Origin of the sequence: Polaribacter vadi (assembly GCF_018861005.1) — a bacterium.
Taxonomy (GTDB): domain Bacteria; phylum Bacteroidota; class Bacteroidia; order Flavobacteriales; family Flavobacteriaceae; genus Polaribacter; species Polaribacter vadi_A.
On sequence record NZ_JAHKQL010000031.1, the window covers coordinates 382,064 to 400,986 of the forward strand.

Sequence of the window (18,923 nt, forward strand, 5' to 3'; positions counted from 1 at the left end):
CAAGAACATAAATAATTCTTGGTACAAATTTCTGAACTTTTAATCCGATAAAAAAATTCGAATTACTTTATATGTCGTACTTTAATTAAACTTCGTACAATTTGTTTACAACTTTAGCATTTTGTTAAGAAACCCAGTTGCTAAAAATAGTTGTTATCCCTATTTTTGTGCGATAAATTAAAAGTTTTAATGGAGCACTTTATAGTTTCTGCACGTAAATACAGACCACAAAATTTTGAGGATGTTGTTGGGCAACAAGCCATAACAAACACGCTAGAGAATGCTATAAAAAACAACCATTTAGCACAAGCTTTGTTATTTACTGGGCCAAGAGGTGTTGGTAAAACTTCTTGTGCTCGTATTTTGGCTAAGAAAATAAATCAGCAAGATGTAGAAGTTTCTGATGATGAAGATTTTGCTTTTAATATTTTTGAGTTAGATGCTGCTTCTAACAATTCTGTTGATGATATTAGAAACTTAACAGACCAGGTTCGTATACCACCACAAACTGGTAAATACAAAGTTTATATTATTGATGAGGTACATATGTTATCTCAAGCTGCATTTAATGCTTTTTTAAAGACTTTAGAAGAACCACCTGCACATGCTATTTTTATTTTAGCTACTACAGAAAAACACAAAATAATTCCGACTATTTTATCTCGTTGTCAAATATTTGATTTTAAAAGAATTGGTGTTTTAGATGCTAAAAATTACCTAAAAACCATTTGCGAAAAAGAAAATATTACAGCAGAAGATGATGCTTTGCATATTATTGCTCAAAAAGCTGATGGTGCAATGCGTGATGCTTTATCTATTTTTGATAGAGTTGTTAGTTTTTCTGGTAAAGAATTAACTCGAGAAGCTGTAACCGAAAATTTAAATGTTTTAGATTACGATACCTATTTTAATATGACAGATTTGTTGTTAAACAACAAAATACCTGATGTATTAAATGCATTTAATTCTATCTTAGGAAAAGGTTTTGAAGGACATCATTTTATAAATGGTTTGGCGAGTCATTTTAGAGATTTATTAGTAGCTAAAGACAAAATAACTTTAGATTTATTAGAAGTTGGTGATGCTGCCAAAAAGAAATATTTAGAGCAATCTACCAAAGCAAGTATTCCTTTTTTAATGCAAGCCATTAACAAAGCCAATGATTGTGATTTAAATTACAGAACTAGTAAAAATCAGCGATTGCTGGTGGAATTAACTTTAATGCAGATTGCCTCTATCACTTTTGATGGAGAAAAAAAAAAGCCAGCTAACTACATAATTCCTGCTACATTTTTTCAAGCGCTTTCTCCAGCTCCCAAAAAAGCAGTACAACCTATTGTAAATAAAGTAGATGTTTCTGCACCAAAAACATCCGAAGAAATAAAATCGAAATCAGTAAAACCAATTTTAAAATCGGTTAAAAGACGTACTTCTTCACTTACTTTAAAAAGTATTCATGAGAAAAAAGTAGTAAAAAAGTCTATAGCTGAAGAGAATTACGACAATCATCCAAAAGACCTTTTTACAGAAGAAACTTTACAAAATCATTGGAAAGAATATCCTGTATTATTACGTAAAAAAGGCGAAAATAATTTAGCTTCTATTATTGCTTCTGGCATACCAAAATTATCTGAAAATTTTGAAGTTATTTATGCTGTACCTAGTAATTTAATGAAAGATGAATTCTTAAAAGGTAGACCAAAATTATTGGCTTATTTAAGAGAGAAACTCAACAATTATGGTATTAATATAAATGCTGTTGTAAACGAAACCATTCAAAAGAAATTTGCTTACACCAGTCAAGAAAAATTTAATAAATTAAAAGAGAAAAATCCTTTACTAGAAAAATTACGTCAAACTTTTGAATTAGACTTTTAATTTTTCTTCTTCAGTTTTATAAGTATCACCAATATCTTTACCTAAATAAGAAATTACTAAATCTTTCTTTTCATGTTTCGCTTTTTCGAATTCAGCAATTAAGTAAATTCCTTTTTTGTTTTGTATAAATAAAGGAACTGCCTTTTCTTCGTTTTCTAAAATTTTAAGAATATTATTATATTCTGTATCTCCATTTACCTTAACCTCAGTAATATTTGGGTTTTCTCTATATGCTTCACTTAAATTAATATAATCGTCTTTAGGTGTTACAAAACCATATTTTTCTTCTTCTGTTGCATTATTCGCTTCTGAAGAAGAAGCCAGTCTAAAAGAACCATGTTCACCAAAAGCTTTAGAAAAGTTATTTAATGCATACTTATTTACAGAATCATTACCAGTTAAAGCAATTAAATAACCTACATCATTTAACTCAATATTATCTGTCAATTCATCATCATAAATATTTACATTAAAAGCTTCTAAATCATTTTCTGTTGCTTTTTCTATAAAGTTTTTATTAGAATCTATAAGTACAACTCTTTTACCTTTTTTAGTTAAAAATGCTGCTATTAATCTTGCTGGTTTAGAAGCACCTACAATTAAAATACCATTAGATCTTTTTAGAAAAACACCAACCATTTTAGCAAATAATCTTGCTGTAGTTGCATTTAAAAGTACAGTACCTAAAACAATCATAAATACAAGAGGTGTTATATATTCTGCACCCTCTACACCTTGTTTTAATAATTTACTACCAAATAAAGAAGCAATACCTGCTGCAACAATACCTCTTGGTCCAACCCAACTTATAAATAATTTTTCATTTAATTTTAATTTGGATTTATATGTACTTGCAAAAACCGCTAACGGTCTTATAATAAAAACTACAATGGCAAATAAAGAAGCAGTTTTCCAGGTATATAACAACAACAAATCTTTCATGTTGATATTAGCTGCCAATAAAATGAATAAAATTGAAATTAATAAAACACTTAAAGATTCTTTAAAATAAAGTAATTCTTTTAAGTTTTTTAATTTACCATTACCTAAAACCATCCCCATAACAACAACAGCTAAAAGTCCTGATTCGTGCGCAAATATTTCTGATTCTACAAAAACCAAAAGCACAGTAGATAAAGAAACCACATTCAACAAGTAATGTGGAATTAACTTTTTATTTACAGCATAAGCTAAAGCATGTGCAAAAGTGAATCCGAAAGTAGTACCAAATAATAAAATTTTACCAAATTCAATTAAGGCTGTTTTGGTAAAACCTCCACCTCCACCAACACTTATAAACTCAAAAACCAATACTGCAACTAAAGCACCTATTGGATCTATTAAAATTCCTTCCCACTTTAAAACAGTAGATATATCTTTTTTTAATGGAATATTTCGTAAAATCGGTGTAATAACTGTTGGCCCAGTAACTATAATTAAACCTGCAAAGAGGTAAGAAAGATCCCAACCTAAACCAAAAACATAGTGTGCAACTACACCTGCACCAAAGAAAGTAATTGCAGAACCTAAAGTGATTAATTTTGTAATAACTGGCCCTACATTTTTAATTTCACTTCTTTTAAGAGTTAAACCACCTTCAAAAAGAATGATACTGATTGCTAGTGAAACAAAGTAATACAAACTCTCTCCAGGAAATAATCCTTTTTCGCCATTCCAAATGGGTTCTATCCATTTAGAACCATCTTCACTTAAATATTCTGCAGCAATTGGCCCAACTAATAAACCTATTAAGATTAAAGGTAAAATTGCTGGAATTTTAAACTTCCAAGCAACCCATTGTGCCAATATTCCTAAAATGATTATTCCTGCTAACTCTAACATATTTTGTGCCTAAGATTAATTAGTAAATTTAAGAATGTTTATTTATCTTAAAAATAAATTCTTTAGTTTTTTTCATTCTTTTAAAGTTTGCTATATTGTGCCAATAACTTCAAAACAAAATATTCTTTTTGCAAAAATTTGATAAAATCCTAATAGGGATTGCTTTTTCACCCAACTTAAAACCAAATTTATTTGAAGCTGTAAGATTAGCTAATATGTTTAATGCAGAATTAGTTGGTGTACATGTGGGAGAAAAATCCGAAGAAAAAGAGAAAAACATTCAAGCTATTTTACAAGAAGCTGATTTTTTAAAAACCAAATTTACAGCAATTTGGCAACAAGGAGAACCAGTAGATGTAATTTTAAAAACTTGTAAAAATGAACAAATAGATTTACTTATTTTAGGTGCATTACAAAAAGAAAATATATATAAATATTATGTAGGTTCTATTGCTAGAAAAATTACAAGAAAAGCACCTTGTTCTGTACTATTATTAATAAAACCATCTATTGTAAGACAGGCATGTAAACACATTGTTGTAAATGGTTTAGAAGATAAAAAAACAGAGGAAACTATAAAAACTTCTTTTCTTATTTCTAATTATTTAAACTGTAAAAAAATAACAATAGTCGAAGAAATTAAGCAAGAAGAATTACATGTTAAAGTAAATGATGACAGATCTTTACGTAGAGCAAACATTGCCAAAGAAAGACTAGAGACGAGAGAAAACAGACGTGTAAATAAAATTTTAAATGAAATTGAATGTCAAAATTTCATTGTTAATACACAAAGTATTTTTGGCAAAAGAGGTTATTCTATTGGGCATTATGCTAAAGTAAAAAGAGCAGATTTATTGGTGATGAATGGACCAAGAAAATCAGGAATTATAGATCGTATTTTTCCTCATGACATTGAGTACATTTTATCTGAATTACCAACAGATGTTTTAATTGTAAAATAGATGAAAAAACAAAGTACTTTTAAAACATTTTTATCAGAAATACCCCAAAATTTATTTTCAGGATTTGTTGTTTCATTAATTGCACTTCCATTAGGTTTAGGTTTGGCCTTGGCTTCTGGCGCACCACCAATTTCAGGAATTATAGCAGCCATTGTTGGTGGAACAGTTGTTGCCATCATTGGTGGTTCTAATGTTACTATTACAGGGCCAGGAAATGGTTTAGTAGTTGTAATTTTAGCTGCAATTACTACTTTAGGTGAAGGAGATATGCAGCAAGGTTTTCTTTATACTTTGGCTGCAATTGTAGTTTCTGGAGTTATTATGATAATTCTTGGGTTTTTAAGAATGGGATCTTTAGGAGATTTCTTTCCATCATCTGCAATACAAGGAATGTTGGCTGCAATTGGTATAGGTATTTTTGCCAAACAAATACATGTAATGTTTGGTAACATTTATGCTAAAGGAAGTATTATAGAGTTACTTTTAAAAATTCCAGAAGGGATTATCAACTTTATAAAAACAGACAGTACAAGTATTTTTTATGCAGGTTTAGTAGGTATTATTAGTCTGTTAATAATGATTTTTTACGGCAAAATTAGAAACCGATATTTAAAATTGATTCCTGCACCTATGTGGATTGTAATTTTAAGTATTAGCTTTTATGCTTATTTCGAATATTTTTCTACTGCTGATTATCCTATTGAAAAAAGTTTACTAATTAGTTTACCTAACGATATTTTATCAAACTTTGCTTTCCCAGATTTTGGGAAAATTTATAAAATGGAATTTATAAGTGCTGTAATTAGTATTACTCTAATTGCAAGTATAGAAAGTTTATTAAGCATAAAAGCTGTTGATAAATTAGATTCTTTAAAAAGACGATCTAATGTAAATAAAGACATAAGAGCCTTAGGAATTGCAACTGTAATTAGTGGTTTTTTAGGTGGCTTAAATGTGGTTACTGTAATTGCAAGGAGTTCTGTAAACGTTAATAATAAAGGTAGTAACAGATCTGCAAACTTTTTTCACGCCAGTTTTTTAATAGTATTCATTTTATTATTTGCGACTCAATTACGTAAAATTCCATTACCTGCTTTAGCTGCAATTTTAGTTTTTACAGGTTACAAATTAGCATCACCAGACAACATTGTTAAAGTATTTAAAGTTGGTAAAGAGCAATTAATTATATTTTTAATAACCTTACTAACAACTATTTCCACTAGTTTAATTACTGGTATTTTAGTAGGTATTTTTGCGACACTAATAATGCATATTATTATCAATAAAAATGCAAAACTATTCTTTAAAAACATTATTAAACCTAATGTTTTAATGTTTAAAGAAGATGATATTTATTACGTAAGCGTTAAGAATTTTTCTAGCTTTTTAAATTACACAAAACTAAAAACCAAGCTAAATCAAATTCCGGAAACTGAAGAAGCCATCATCGATTTTTCTTTGTGCGATTTTGTTGATGATTCAGTGATGGAAAACATGAGTAATTATGCAGAAAGTTTTACCAGAAAAGGAGGCCATTTTGAGGTTATTGGTTTAGATGATGCAGAACCTAAAAGTAATCATCCTTTTGCATTGCGTAAAATTATGCCAAAGCAAATAAATAATTTAAATAAGGTTTTTACAAAAAGACAAGGGTCTATAGAGAATATTAGTAAAGAAATGCATTGGCAATACGATCCTTTTTCTGATATAGAAATGGAAGAATTACCAACGTTTGGTTATTTTAAAACTCGTAAAATACAGAAAGTATCTAATGTACTTTCTAATGACTCATGCACCATTTTTGATGTTCATTTCTCTGAAGGAGAACTAATTGCAAAACAAATTGTTAAAACAACAATGTTGCATATACATCCTAAAAAGAATATACCCGATTTTACTCTAGATAAAGAAGGTTTATTTGAGCATATTTTGCACTTTGTTGGTTACACTGATATTGATTTAGACAATCATCCAGATTTTAGCAAACGTTTTTATTTATCAGGAAAAAATGAAAAACAAATAATAGAATTCTTTACAGACGAATTAATTTTGTTTTTTGAAAGCAATAAACAATACCATATTTCAGCTACCAAAAAAGGTCTCTTAATATTTGGCAATGAACGTTTGGCTAGTGTTAAAGAAATTAAAGCACTTGCCTATTTTGGTATAGCTTTACAAAAAATTATTGGGTAAATATTAGATTGTAAAAACCCTAACTTTTTTATTTTTTAAACGAACATTATTTAAATCCTCTACCAATCTTTTTGTTTCAGAAACTGGTACAGCAACAAAAGCACAGTCTTGTTTTAATTCAATAATACCTAATTGATCTTTGTTTAAATTTCCTTTTTTAAAGAATAAACCTGCAAGATCTCCTTTAGAAATTTTGTCTTTTCTACCTCCAGAAACAAACAAAGTTTCCCAAAAAACAGGTTTTAATTTTTGCTTATCAGAAATATTAGCATTTGTAGCACCTTTTATAAAATCTGGTAAAATTTCTTTTTGCCATTTTAAAACATAGGCAGTTCCTTTTGCATCTACCCTAGCAGTTCGTCCATTTCTGTGTGTAAACTCTTCTATCCTTTGTGGTAATTCATAATGAATAATATATTTCATTTCTGGAATATCTATACCTCTTGCAGCTAAATCTGTAGCTAATAAAATTTGACTTGACCCATTTCTAAACTTTATTAAAGAACGCTCACGATCTCTTTGCTCCATTCCTCCAGAAAAGGATGAATGCGCTATTTTATTTTTACTTAAAAATTCACTTACGTGCTCTATACTGCTTTTAAGGTTACAAAAAATAATTCCGGGTTTATTACCTATATGTTTTAGTAAGTTTAAAAGTGTTTCATTTTTATTTTTTGCCTCTGATGCAACAATCTTAATATCTAATTTTTTAGATTTTTTACCTGTTAAGTAATTTATAATAGTTGGCTTATTCAATTTTACAAAATCAGGAATTTCGGCATCTTGTGTTGCTGATGTTAAAATTCGCTTATTAATATTTGGTAATTGATTGATAATACCTCTCATTTCATATTCAAAACCAACTTCTAAAGATTTATCAAACTCATCTAAAATTAAAGTTTTAATGCTTTCTTTAGAAAAACGATCATTTGCAAAATGATCAGAAATTCTACCTGGAGTACCAATTAAAATACTTGGTGTATGTTTTATTTCTATTTTATCTTTGGCCATAGAACGACCTCCATAAACTGCATTTACTTTAAATCCTGTACCCATTTCTCTAATTACTTGCTCAATTTGAATGGCTAATTCTCTAGAAGGCACTAAAACTAAAACTTGAATATCTTTATTTTCAGGATCTATCAACTTTAAAGTTGGCAAAAGAAAAGCTAAAGTTTTACCTGTACCTGTAGGCGAAAGAATAATTGTATTTGTAGTTTTTTCAATTACAGAAATTGCTTCATCCTGCATTTCATTCAACTTATAAATATTTAATTTTGCTAAAATATCTTCTTGATTTTTAATGTTATTTGCCATACTATTTATCTCTAAAAAATTAAATAAAATTGATTGAATTTAAATTCGGTTCAAAGATAGTTAGTCTTTTACCAAAAAAGGGTTTATATTCTTTACTTTTGTATTTTCAAATTAAAACAATGTTAGGCTTACAATTCGAAACAGAAACTTCTTGGGCAGAAATTGCAAAAGTAAATTTGCAACAAATATTAACAGACCATGCATTTTTAGAGCAAAAAGCAGCTTCTAATGCAGTATCAATTATCATTAATTATTCTGAAGAAACAGAATTGGTTAAAGAAATGAGCAATATTGCTATAGAAGAAATGCAACATTTTAAAATGGTGCATTTATTAATGGTAAAAAGAGGAATGGTTTTAGGGCGTGAACAGAAAAACGATTATGCTGTTCGTTTACAGAAATTTTTTCCAAAAACCAAAGACAGAACCAATGCTTTAATTCAACGTTTGTTAGTGGCAGCTTTAATTGAAGCTAGAAGTTGTGAGCGTTTTAAGGTTTTTTCTGAAAATATGGAAGATGAAGAATTACAGAAATTCTATAAAAATCTAATGATTTCAGAAGCCAATCATTATACTACTTTTTTACATTTTGCAAGAGAATATCAAGATAGAGCAATCGTTGATGAAAAATGGAATGCTTTATTAAAATTTGAAGCAGAATTAATGAAAGAAAGAGGAAACTTAGCCAAAATTCACGGGTAATTCAATTCTGAGTTGTGAGTTCTTAATTCAAAATTACTGAACTCGAAACCTTAAACTTTAAACTATTAAATGTTCTCTAAAGAAGAAGCTGCACAAATACGTAAATTATTCTGGACAAGTTTTGGAAAATCTTTTCCAAGAAAATGGCTTTTATACAATACTAAAATAAAAGGGTTTTCTTTTAAATTTGTTGCTGATAGAAAAAAGGCAATGGTATGTTTGGATATCGAAAATCCTGATGAATTGGTAAATCTTTTATATTACGACCAACTACTTTCTTTAAAAACGCTGTTAGAAACTGAACTACCAGAAGTAATTTTTGATGATGATTACCTTTTAGAAAGTGGTAAAACCATTCACAGAATTTATGTTCCTTTTGATAAAAAATTTAGTATCTACAACAAAAATACTTGGCGAGATTGCTATGAATTTTATGTAGCAACAATGGAGAAGTTTGAACTCTTCTTTTATGAATATGAAGATGTTATTAAAAATATTTAAAATTTAATTAAAAAAAAATCGCCCAAAAAGGCGATTTTTAATTTTACTTTTTCTCTTCACTATTTTATAATATTTATCGAAAACGGATAATTTGGTTCTTCTCCATTACTTGCTTTTATGGCATTTGTTATCGGAAAAATTAAATAGAAAATTCCGATAGCTATTAATCCTAAAACTCCTAAACCTAATAATAAAATTAAAGGAATACATATTAAAATGTAAATAAACATAGATATTCTAAAATTAATAATTGCTTTACCATGAGCATCCATATTTATAATTTCATCCTTCTTGGTTAGCCATAACACTAATGGTACAATAAAACCACCAATACCAGTTACAAAATCTAATAACTGACTTAAATGTGTTAATACTAATAACTGTTTATCTTCTTTCATCTTTATAATTGTTGTTTGGTTTGTATCTATTTGTCGCTAAAATTCTGGTTTTGTTACAACTTATTGTGTTATCAGAAAACACTTTAACTAAAAACACATAAAAATACTAACTTAATTTAATGAAATAGGATTGAATTAAGAAAATAAATCTAAAAAAGAAAAAAACAAATGTATATAGGTTAATATCTCATTTATTTGAGCAAAGAAATAATTCTCTTTAAAAATATCTTTGTGTCAATATTAATTAAAAAACCTTAACATTATGGATTACCTTAACATAGACAACCAAAAAGTATTACCAGTAGTATCAGAATTAAATGTATTATTAGCAGATTTTCATGTGTATTATCAAAAACTAAGAAATTTTCATTGGAACATTCTTGGAAAAAACTTTTTTGATTTGCACAATAAATTCGAAGAAATGTATAATGATACAAGAGTTAAAATTGATGAAATTGCAGAAAGAATTGTAACCCTAAAATACCATCCTATAAGTAAATTATCAGATTATATAGAGGTTTCTAAAATTAAAGAATCTTCACCTTTGTTATCTGATGATGAAATGGTTAAAGAAATCATAGAAGACCACAGAATTATCTTAGAACAGTTTGGTAAAGTAATTGATAGAGCTGAAAAAGCCAAAGATGAAGGTACTTTAGATTTAATTGGAGCATACATTAGAGAATTAGAAAAATCTACTTGGATGTTAAATGCTTGGTCAAAAGATACTAAAGAAGAATATAATACCAGCTTTGTTAAGTAGTTAATTCTAAAACATCAGAAAAAACTACAATAACAAATTTTAACAACAATCATGGATAAAATAATAGAGAAACTAGAAACTTGGAAAGACATATTTTTAAAAAACATACCCAATATTGCAATTGCAATTGTTGTAGTAATAATAGCATATTTTGCTTCGAGAGCAATAAATAGCTTTATTTCTAAAAACTTAAAAAATAGAATTAAGCAAGAATCTGTCAGAAATTTAGTATCAAGAGTGGCATCTGCCGTTATTTTTCTATTAGGTTTATACATTGCAATGACTGTTTTAAAATTTGATGGTACTTTAAAAACCATTGTTTCTGCTGCTGGTGTTTCTGGTATTGTAGTTGGTTTAGCTTTACAAGGCACACTTTCTAACACAATTTCTGGTGTTGTATTATCTTTTAGACACAATCTAAATATTGGTAATTGGGTAGAAACCAATGGTTATGCAGGTGAGGTTATAGACATAAATCTTAATTATTTTGTAATTAGAGAAGCTGATAATAATACTGTTGTAATACCCAATAAAACCATTTTAGAAAATCCGTTTAAGAATTACTCCTTAACAACAAAAATGAGAATTGCTATAGAGTGTGGTATAGAATATGGTGCTGATTTAGAATTGGTAGAAAAGCTAACAAAACAAACCATTCAAGATAATTTTAATCAAAAAGAAATTGGTAAAAATGTTGAATTCTACTACACAGAATTTGGTGATAGTTCAATTAATTTTTTATGTAGATTTTGGGTAGATTCTCAGAACGCATTACAAAAATTAAAAGCCAAGAGTAATGCTATTATACAAATTAAAAAAGCTTTTGATAAAGAAAACATTAATATTCCTTTCCCTATAAGAACTTTAGAATTTACAAATAAATTAAATGTTAAGAATGATATTTCAAAACAACAAATATCATCTAATTAATTTCCTGAAATAGGTTGACTAAAAATGAAAAATAGCAAAGAATAATTTATCAAAAAGCAACTTTAGAGACCGAAATTTTAGTTGTTTATCAATTATTAAATGGTCAGTTATTAAACAAAAAAGTTTCTAAAAAACACTAAATTACTAGAACAGCTATTTCCTATTGTGTAAGTAAACACATAACCTTAGCACAACAAATTAAGGGTAAGAATAAAAACGATAAAATTAAAAAACAATAAGAAAAAGTTAGTAATAGTATATTAAATCCAAGAAATCAGGCATAATATTAGTTCTGTCTAATGATTAAGAAACATCAACTTCTTAATAATTTCATAAAATTTTATATTTGTGTACAATTAAAAAGATTACTCTTATATTTAGTGTGATAAAATTTTTAATATCACCAATCAATAGTTCATTGATAATCGAAAGACTAACAGGTGATTATAACAAAAAAAAACTTTAAAAATATAAAATGAAATTAAATACAAAAACCACTATCAAAAACAGTATTATTAATTTTTCTAAATATTTTTTACTTATATCTGCCTTCATCGTTTTTTGCAGTCATGATTTATACTTAAAAATGGGTACCTATTTTTTACAAGAAAATCAAGAAGCTACTTTAAGTCTATATAATGGTACTTTTGAAACCAGCGAAAATATTATTACAAGAGATCGTATTATTGATGCTTCTGTAGTTTCTCAAGGAGAAAGAAAAGCCATAAACACAAATGATTGGCAAGATAAAGACAGTACCATAACTCAATTAAAATTTAAAACTGGTAATTCTGGTACTTATGTTGCAGCTGTCTCTACCAAAGCTAGAAATATAGAATTAACCGCAGATAAATTTAATGCTTACCTAAAAAGTGATGGTGTTTATGACATGCTTGATTATAGAACAAAAAATAATTTACTTAATCAAAATGCTGTAGAAAATTATCAAAAACACGTAAAAGCAATCTATCAAGTTGGTAAGGTAAAAACAGATGATTGGAAAACTGTTTTAGGCTACCCAATTGAATTTGTTCCTCAAGCCAATCCTTATAAAAAATATAGTGGAGACAGCATAGATGTTTTATTATTATTAGATGGTAAACCTGTAGCTAATCAATTAGTTTTTGCTGATAATATAAAAAGTGCTAATGCTCACTCTCATGATAATGAGAATGATAAACATACTCATGATGGAGAAATGCATTCACATGACAATCCTGAAAATAACGAAGAGCATACACATACAAATGGACAACAATTACGTACAAATGATAAAGGGATAGTTACTGTAAATTTACAAGAAGAAGGCATTTATTATATGCGTACTATAAGTATGGTTAATGTTACTGATTCTGATGAATTAACACATAAATCTAAATGGGCTACTCTTACTTTTGAAATAGGTCACTCACATAATAATAACGAACATGCACATGATGATCATCATGATAATGAAATACCTACTTGGGTATTTATTCTAGGAAGTATATTTGCTGTTGGAGTGCTATTTTTAATCTTTAGAAACAAGGATAAATAATGAAATTTAATTTAAAAAGAGTATTACTATTACTCCTATTATTTATACCCTTTATAAGTTTTGCCCACGATGTAACAAGTGCAGACCAAGAATTACTGCGTAATGGAGGTTTATGGGCTTACATACAAGTTGGTGCAACACACATGCTAACTGGTTACGATCATTTACTTTTTTTAGCTGGTGTAGTATTTTACTTAAAAAGCTTTAAAGATATTTTAAAGTTTATAACTGTTTTTACTATTGGTCATTGTATAACTTTAATTGGAGCGACTTATGCTGGTATTACTGCAAACGAACATATTGTAGATGCTGTTATCGCTTTAAGTGTATTTTATAAAGGATTTGAGAATTTACACGGATTTAAAAAATTAAAAGTCAAAGCACCCAATTTACTATTAATGGTTGGCCTTTTTGGCTTGATACACGGTTTTGGTTTATCAACAAGATTACAGTCTTTTGATATTGGTAATGACCAATTTTTAGCAAAGATATTATGTTTTAATCTTGGTGTAGAATTAGGACAAGTCTTAGCATTAATACCAATAGTAGGCATAATTACTTTTTTTAGAAACAACAAACAATTCCCTGCCTTTTATAAAGCTGTTAATTGGTACTTAATCTTTATAGGTATTGCTTTATTTACATATCAAATTTATAACTATAATACAATTTAGAAAACAGTAAAAAACATTTAATTATTTTTGATTTAAAATGAATTACAGGAAGTAAAATCAAATATAAATCTTTGCCTTATAAAAATATTTTTAGATTTTCTACAGAAACCTTTGCAACTTTTGATTTAGACTCCAAATATAATTTCGGTTTTTAAAATGAAGAAATACATTCTGTAAGAAAAAATATAATAAGTATAAGAATGTAAAAAATACAGAAATATTTAGCTGAAAAAGTAATATAACTTAAAACAGTTGTTTTTAGATGATAAATCTAGCCACTTACCTACTTTTAATTTATACTAAAACCACTTACCAAAAAGTACGTCGTTTATTCAGTTTTTCTTCTTGTTTTAAATATTCTTCAGCATCTTTAGGCGAAAGTACTTTTAAAAATGAAGGATGTTGCTCAATAGCATATTCTATTTTAGTAACAATTTCTGCTACATCTTCGTTATCGTAATCAATTTCTAATGGTTCTTTTATCACCATAGATTGTAATACATTTTTCCTTTTTATACTTAGTCCTTTTTTATCAAAAGAACGTCTAAAACCATCAATAACAATTGGTACAACTACTGGTTTAAAAGTTTTAATAATGTGTGCTGTTCCTCTTCTAATTGGCTTAAAAGGAGTTGTAGTTCCTTGAGGAAAAGTAATTACCCAACCATCTTCTATAGCTTTACCAATATTAGAAATATCAGAATTTTTAACTTGTCTGTTTACATTTTTACCAGCACTTCTCCAAGTTCTATCAATAGAAACAGAACCAGCATAAGCAAATATTTTTGGCAATAAACCAGCTTTCATAGTTTCGCCAGCAGCCACAAAATAGATATTTAATTTAGGATTCCAGATGTAACCAATATTTTTAATAGAATCATCTCTACCACTTAAAGAGGCATTAAAAACATGAAACATAGCTGCAACATCTGCAAAATAAGTTTGATGATTAGAGATAAACAAAACATTTTTATCTGGTAAGTTTCTTAAAATTTCTGAACCTTCTATATTAAGATTGTTAAACTTTCTGTAGCGCCCATGAGATATAATTCCGAAAAGACGGATAATGAACTTTTTTATGAACAAATAATGTCCAAAAGGATTCCTTTTAAATAAAGGCATTTATATTTTTTTTACTTGGTTTATAGCAAAACTACAAAACAATTTAACAATTAGCTATTTTAGGAGTTCTTTAATTTCTGAAAGCATCATACCTGTAGCTCCCCAAATAATATGGTTATTAATTTTAAAACAAGGTACATCAATATTTTTCATGTAAGACGTAGATAAATTTACTGAAGTTAAATGCTTATCATCTAATAAATCTGTAAGTAAAATTTCAATGGTATTTGCAACTTCGTGATTTAAGATAAAGCTAGGTCTTTCAGCTACATAACCAATAAATGGAGTAGCTAAAAAATTACTTGGTGGTATGTAAACATCTGTTAATTCTCTTATTATTTCTACGGATGTTGAGCAAACTCCAACTTCTTCCCAAGTTTCTCTTAAAGCAGTATCTTCTAGATTTACATCACTTTTTTCAATTTTACCTCCTGGAAAACTGATTTGAGCAGAATGTGTGCCTTTATAACTTGCTCTTTTTGTTAATAGTAAAGTAGTTTGTTTTTTATCATTTGGATAAAATAATGCCAAAACTGCAGCTTTTCTAGGATTACTTGCAGCTATCTTTTCTTTATCAAATTTTAATCGAAGTTTAGGTGCCATTATAAATTGAGCTTCTAAACCACCTAATTTTGTTGACTTTATCTCATCAATTTTATCAGTAAAATCTTTAAAATTCATTTTGATTAATTACTTTTAGCAAACTTATAGCATTCTATTTCAAAAAAATATTTTTTGGCAAGAATTTTGAATTGATATTAAATATGAATATAAAATATAAAAAATTAATCTATAGCATAGCTTTAGATGCAGTTGGTTTAATTCCTGTTCCTTTTTTAGATTTTGCTTGGGCACCAATTTCTAGTTACGTAATGACGAGAATGTATAAAGGTACAAAAGGTAAAATTGGTGGTGTTATAAGTTTTTTTGAAGAAATATTTCCTTTTTCTGATATTATACCAACATTTACATTAATGTGGATTTACACTTACATCATTAAAAAAGGTGATGAAGAAAATGAAGAAAAAGAAATAACGACAATAGATGTTTAACTATTTTCTTTAAATAAAAAGCCTAAACCTAATCTGCTTAAAAACTTTTTTTCGAAAGCCCAAAAGAATTTAAACTGACCAAATAACCAACCTACTAATGGCAATGTTAATTGATAAATAGGAAAAATAAGTAAAATTCTAAGTGGCCAATACAACCATGGGTTTAGTGTTTCTGGTGATAAACCCAAAAAACCTGTAACTGGCTTAGCAACCCAAGCTGCAAAAGAACCATTTACTGCAAAAGCACAAAAAATAAAGAAAATAGACCAGTTACTTTCTATTCCCCATCTTTCTTTTAATTTATCCATTACACTTTTTCTTTTACTGTTTTTGTTTTTCTAAACATTAACCAAACTCCTATTAAAACAAGAGGAATACTTAACACTTGACCTGTATTTAAAGAATTGAAAACCCAATCTTCTCGTCCATCTACTTGTGCTTCTTTTAAGAATTCTATAAAAAAACGTAAAGACCATAAAACAATCATAAATAAGCCAAATAAATACCCTAATTTTTGTTTTTTATCGGTTTTCCAATATATAAACCACATCACAAAAAATAAAGCTAAATAACTAAATGCTTCATATAATTGAGTTGGGTGTCTTGCAGTTGTTTCTCCTGCTACTTTAAAAATTACTCCAAAATCAGAACTAGTTTCTTTACCGTAAATTTCTGAATTAAAGAAATTACCAAGTCTAATAAAAAAACCAGCTAAAGCCACCATTATTGCCAATCTATCTAAAATAAAAAGCCAAGGTTTTTGTAAATGTTTTTTAGAATAAAAATATAACGCAATAGGAATACCAATAGCAGCTCCATGACTAGCAAAACCAGTATAACCAGTAAACTCCCAGCTTCCATTTATTTTTTTCATTGGTAAAAATATTTCTAATAAATGATCTTGATAATAATCCCAACTATAAAAGAGAACATCACCTAAACGCATACCAACTAACATTGATATAAAAACATACATAAAAAGTGTATCTAGTTTTTCAGCCGGAATTTCATCTTTTACAAATATTTTTTTCATTAAGAATAAACCCAATAAAAAAGCGGCAACAAACATTAAACTATACCATCTAACAGTAAAAAAACCTAGGTTTATACCTAATGATGGATCCCACTCTATTGCTAAAAAATTCATAAACTATAATTCAATATTTAAAATTAAAGATGCAAGTAAAATTACTTTTCTCTTTTTTCGGGTACAGGATCATATCCACTTCCTCCCCAAGGATGACAACTAAAAATTCGCTTCAAAGATAACCAACCTCCATAAAATAAACCGTGTTTTTGCAAAGCTTCTATGGTATAATGCGAACAAGTTGGTGAATACCTACAAGTTGATGGTGTGTATGGAGATATTGCTGCTTGATAAAAACGAACCAGAAATATAAATGGATATGAAAGTATTTTTTTCAACGATTAAAGAATTGAGGAATTACAAATTAGTTCTCGATACAATTTCGATGAAAAATCGAAATCACTCGAACTGACATATTTATAATTTAATTAATTGAAAAAGTTGTGCCTTCTTTACCATCTTTTAATTGAATTCCTAATTCAATTAACTCGTCTCTAATTTGGTCTGATAAAGCCCAATCTTTATTTTCTCTGGCTTCTTTTCTTAGTTTTATTAACAACTCTACTACTCCTTTTACTTTTTCAGAATTGTCTTGACTGGCTTCATTCATTAAACCTAAAACATCAAAAACAAAAGCGTTAATTGTTGTTTTAAATTCTGCTAAATCATCCGCAGTTAAAATTGCTTTCTTTTCTTTTATTTGATTGATAACTTTTACAGCTTCAAATAAATTTGATATTAAAATAGGTGTATTAAAATCATCATTCATTGCTGCATAACAATCTTTTTTCCATTGCTGAACATCGAAAGTAGATGATTTACCAGCTTCTATTTTATCTAAATAAGAAACAGCTTCCATTAATTTAGAATGTCCTTTTTCTGAAGCTTCTAAAGCATCACCAGAAAAATCTAAAATACTTCTATAATTGGCTTGCATATTAAAGAAACGAACTACAGATGCTGAAAATGCTTTTGGTAAAATATCGTTTTCTCCTGTTAAAATTTCATTTGGTAAAATAAAATTTCCTGTAGATTTAGACATTCGTTGTCCGTTTAAAGAAAGCATATTTGTATGCATCCAATAGTTTACAGGTTTTACACCAGAACAAGTTTGAGATTGCGCAATTTCACATTCGTGATGTGGAAATTTTAAATCCATTCCTCCTCCATGAATATCAAAACTTTCGCCTAAATATTTTGTACTCATTACAGAACATTCTAAATGCCAACCAGGAAAACCATCAGACCAAGGAGAGGGCCAACGCATAATATGCTTTTCATCGGCTTTTTTCCAAAGTGCAAAATCTTGTGGATTTTTCTTATCAGATTGCCCATCTAAAGTTCTAGTATTATTTAATAAGTCTTCTACTTTTCTACCAGAAAGAATTCCGTAATTTTCTTTTTTGTTGTACTCATGTACATCAAAATAAACAGAACCATTTACCTCATAAGCAAAACCTTTTTCTATAATTTCTTTAATCATTTCTATTTGCTCAACAATATGACCTGTGGCAGTTGGCTCTATACTTGGTGGTAAAAAATTGTAATTTTTTAAAACATCATGAAAATCTACAGTGTAACGTTGTACAACTTCCATAGGTTCTATTTGCTCTAAACGTGCTTTTCTGGCAATTTTATCTTCGCCTTCATCTGCATCATTTTCTAAATGACCTGCGTCTGTAATATTACGTACATAACGTACTTTATAACCTAAATGTAATAAATATCTGTACACAACATCAAAAAACATAAAGGTTCTTACATTACCTAAATGTGCGTTGCTATAAACTGTTGGCCCACAAACATACATACCTACATAACCATCTGTTATGGATTTAAAATCTTCTTTAGATTTTGATAACGAATTGTAAATTTTAAGCTGATTTTCTTTGTAGAGTTCCATTAAAAAAGTGACTATTTATAAGGTTCAAATATAGACACTTTAAGAAGAATAACGAAATGGAAA

20 protein-coding genes are annotated in these 18,923 nt (G+C 28.2%); 11 read left to right on the forward strand and 9 right to left on the reverse strand.

The features are described 5' to 3' along the window. The first annotated feature begins 189 nt into the window (after positions 1–189). Positions 190–1,878: a DNA polymerase III subunit gamma/tau gene (dnaX, locus tag KO506_RS14640; RefSeq protein ID WP_215995662.1), complete on the forward strand. Its 1,689-nt coding sequence runs from the start codon at positions 190–192 to the stop codon at positions 1,876–1,878. On the opposite strand, the gene KO506_RS14645 is transcribed toward dnaX, so the two are convergent. Continuing rightward, positions 1,867–3,720, reverse strand: coding sequence for a cation:proton antiporter (locus KO506_RS14645; RefSeq protein WP_215995663.1), 1,854 nt, complete (start codon positions 3,718–3,720; stop codon positions 1,867–1,869). The two genes, dnaX and KO506_RS14645, sit on opposite strands and share 12 nt — an antisense overlap. A 128-nt stretch (positions 3,721–3,848) precedes the next feature. Between KO506_RS14645 and KO506_RS14650 the strand changes: the two genes are divergently transcribed. Continuing rightward, positions 3,849–4,682: a universal stress protein gene (locus KO506_RS14650; RefSeq protein ID WP_252726871.1), complete on the forward strand. Its 834-nt coding sequence runs from the start codon at positions 3,849–3,851 to the stop codon at positions 4,680–4,682. Further along, the gene (locus tag KO506_RS14655; RefSeq protein WP_215995664.1) at positions 4,683–6,875 is read left to right on the forward strand and encodes a SulP family inorganic anion transporter; all 2,193 of its coding nucleotides are present in this window, start codon (positions 4,683–4,685) and stop codon (positions 6,873–6,875) included. A 3-nt stretch (positions 6,876–6,878) separates the two neighbouring features. Here the strand turns inward: KO506_RS14655 and KO506_RS14660 are convergent, their stop codons facing one another. Further along, complete coding sequence (locus tag KO506_RS14660) at positions 6,879–8,192, reverse strand: DEAD/DEAH box helicase (RefSeq protein WP_215995665.1); 1,314 nt, start codon at positions 8,190–8,192, stop codon at positions 6,879–6,881. Positions 8,193–8,311: 119 nt separating this feature from the next. Here KO506_RS14660 and KO506_RS14665 point away from each other — a divergent pair, with 119 nt between their 5' ends. Both KO506_RS14665 and KO506_RS14670 read left to right on the forward strand, forming a co-directional pair. Beyond that, a complete protein-coding gene (locus KO506_RS14665) occupies positions 8,312–8,893 on the forward strand; it encodes a tRNA-(ms[2]io[6]A)-hydroxylase (RefSeq protein WP_215995666.1) in 582 nt (193 codons plus the stop codon). Positions 8,894–8,962: 69 nt separating this feature from the next. Next, positions 8,963–9,394, forward strand: coding sequence for a DUF4268 domain-containing protein (locus KO506_RS14670; protein WP_215995667.1), 432 nt, complete (start codon positions 8,963–8,965; stop codon positions 9,392–9,394). A gap of 59 nt (positions 9,395–9,453) precedes the next feature. On the opposite strand, the gene KO506_RS14675 is transcribed toward KO506_RS14670, so the two are convergent. Beyond that, positions 9,454–9,792, reverse strand: coding sequence for a DUF4870 domain-containing protein (locus KO506_RS14675; RefSeq protein WP_068364250.1), 339 nt, complete (start codon positions 9,790–9,792; stop codon positions 9,454–9,456). A gap of 262 nt (positions 9,793–10,054) precedes the next feature. Here KO506_RS14675 and KO506_RS14680 point away from each other — a divergent pair, with 262 nt between their 5' ends. The 5 genes from KO506_RS14680 to KO506_RS17215 all read left to right on the forward strand — a co-directional run bounded on the left by KO506_RS14680 (position 10,055) and on the right by KO506_RS17215 (position 13,851). Beyond that, complete coding sequence (locus KO506_RS14680; RefSeq protein ID WP_215995668.1) at positions 10,055–10,555, forward strand: Dps family protein; 501 nt, start codon at positions 10,055–10,057, stop codon at positions 10,553–10,555. 51 nt (positions 10,556–10,606) lie between these two features. Next, positions 10,607–11,485, forward strand: a complete 879-nt coding sequence (locus KO506_RS14685) for a mechanosensitive ion channel family protein (RefSeq protein WP_215995669.1) — start codon at positions 10,607–10,609, stop codon at positions 11,483–11,485. Between the two features lie 475 nt (positions 11,486–11,960). Continuing rightward, a complete protein-coding gene (locus KO506_RS14690; protein WP_215995670.1) occupies positions 11,961–13,022 on the forward strand; it encodes a DUF4198 domain-containing protein in 1,062 nt (353 codons plus the stop codon). Continuing rightward, entirely contained in the window at positions 13,022–13,696 is a 675-nt protein-coding gene (locus tag KO506_RS14695; protein ID WP_215995671.1) for a HupE/UreJ family protein, read from the forward strand. Before KO506_RS14690 ends, KO506_RS14695 begins: the two co-directional genes overlap by 1 nt. 41 nt (positions 13,697–13,737) lie before the next feature. After that, a complete protein-coding gene (locus tag KO506_RS17215) occupies positions 13,738–13,851 on the forward strand; it encodes a PH domain-containing protein (protein WP_215995697.1) in 114 nt (37 codons plus the stop codon). Between the two features lie 154 nt (positions 13,852–14,005). On the opposite strand, the gene KO506_RS14705 is transcribed toward KO506_RS17215, so the two are convergent. Next, positions 14,006–14,818: a lysophospholipid acyltransferase family protein gene (locus KO506_RS14705; RefSeq protein WP_215995672.1), complete on the reverse strand. Its 813-nt coding sequence runs from the start codon at positions 14,816–14,818 to the stop codon at positions 14,006–14,008. A gap of 54 nt (positions 14,819–14,872) precedes the next feature. Beyond that, a complete protein-coding gene (locus tag KO506_RS14710) occupies positions 14,873–15,499 on the reverse strand; it encodes an NUDIX hydrolase (RefSeq protein ID WP_215995673.1) in 627 nt (208 codons plus the stop codon). Between the two features lie 83 nt (positions 15,500–15,582). Between KO506_RS14710 and KO506_RS14715 the strand changes: the two genes are divergently transcribed. Beyond that, entirely contained in the window at positions 15,583–15,870 is a 288-nt protein-coding gene (locus KO506_RS14715; protein WP_215995674.1) for a hypothetical protein, read from the forward strand. On the opposite strand, the gene KO506_RS14720 is transcribed toward KO506_RS14715, so the two are convergent. From KO506_RS14720 to cysS, 4 genes are all read right to left on the reverse strand, one after another. Further along, positions 15,867–16,178, reverse strand: coding sequence for a DUF6787 family protein (locus tag KO506_RS14720; RefSeq protein WP_215995675.1), 312 nt, complete (start codon positions 16,176–16,178; stop codon positions 15,867–15,869). The genes KO506_RS14715 and KO506_RS14720 overlap by 4 nt on opposite strands. Then, positions 16,178–17,017, reverse strand: coding sequence for a prolipoprotein diacylglyceryl transferase (gene lgt / locus KO506_RS14725; RefSeq protein ID WP_215995676.1), 840 nt, complete (start codon positions 17,015–17,017; stop codon positions 16,178–16,180). Before lgt ends, KO506_RS14720 begins: the two co-directional genes overlap by 1 nt. Before the next feature lie 41 nt (positions 17,018–17,058). Then, positions 17,059–17,295, reverse strand: a complete 237-nt coding sequence (gene yidD / locus KO506_RS14730; RefSeq protein WP_215995677.1) for a membrane protein insertion efficiency factor YidD — start codon at positions 17,293–17,295, stop codon at positions 17,059–17,061. 86 nt (positions 17,296–17,381) lie between these two features. Beyond that, complete coding sequence (cysS, locus tag KO506_RS14735; protein ID WP_215995678.1) at positions 17,382–18,860, reverse strand: cysteine--tRNA ligase; 1,479 nt, start codon at positions 18,858–18,860, stop codon at positions 17,382–17,384. Positions 18,861–18,923: the final 63 nt, after the last annotated feature.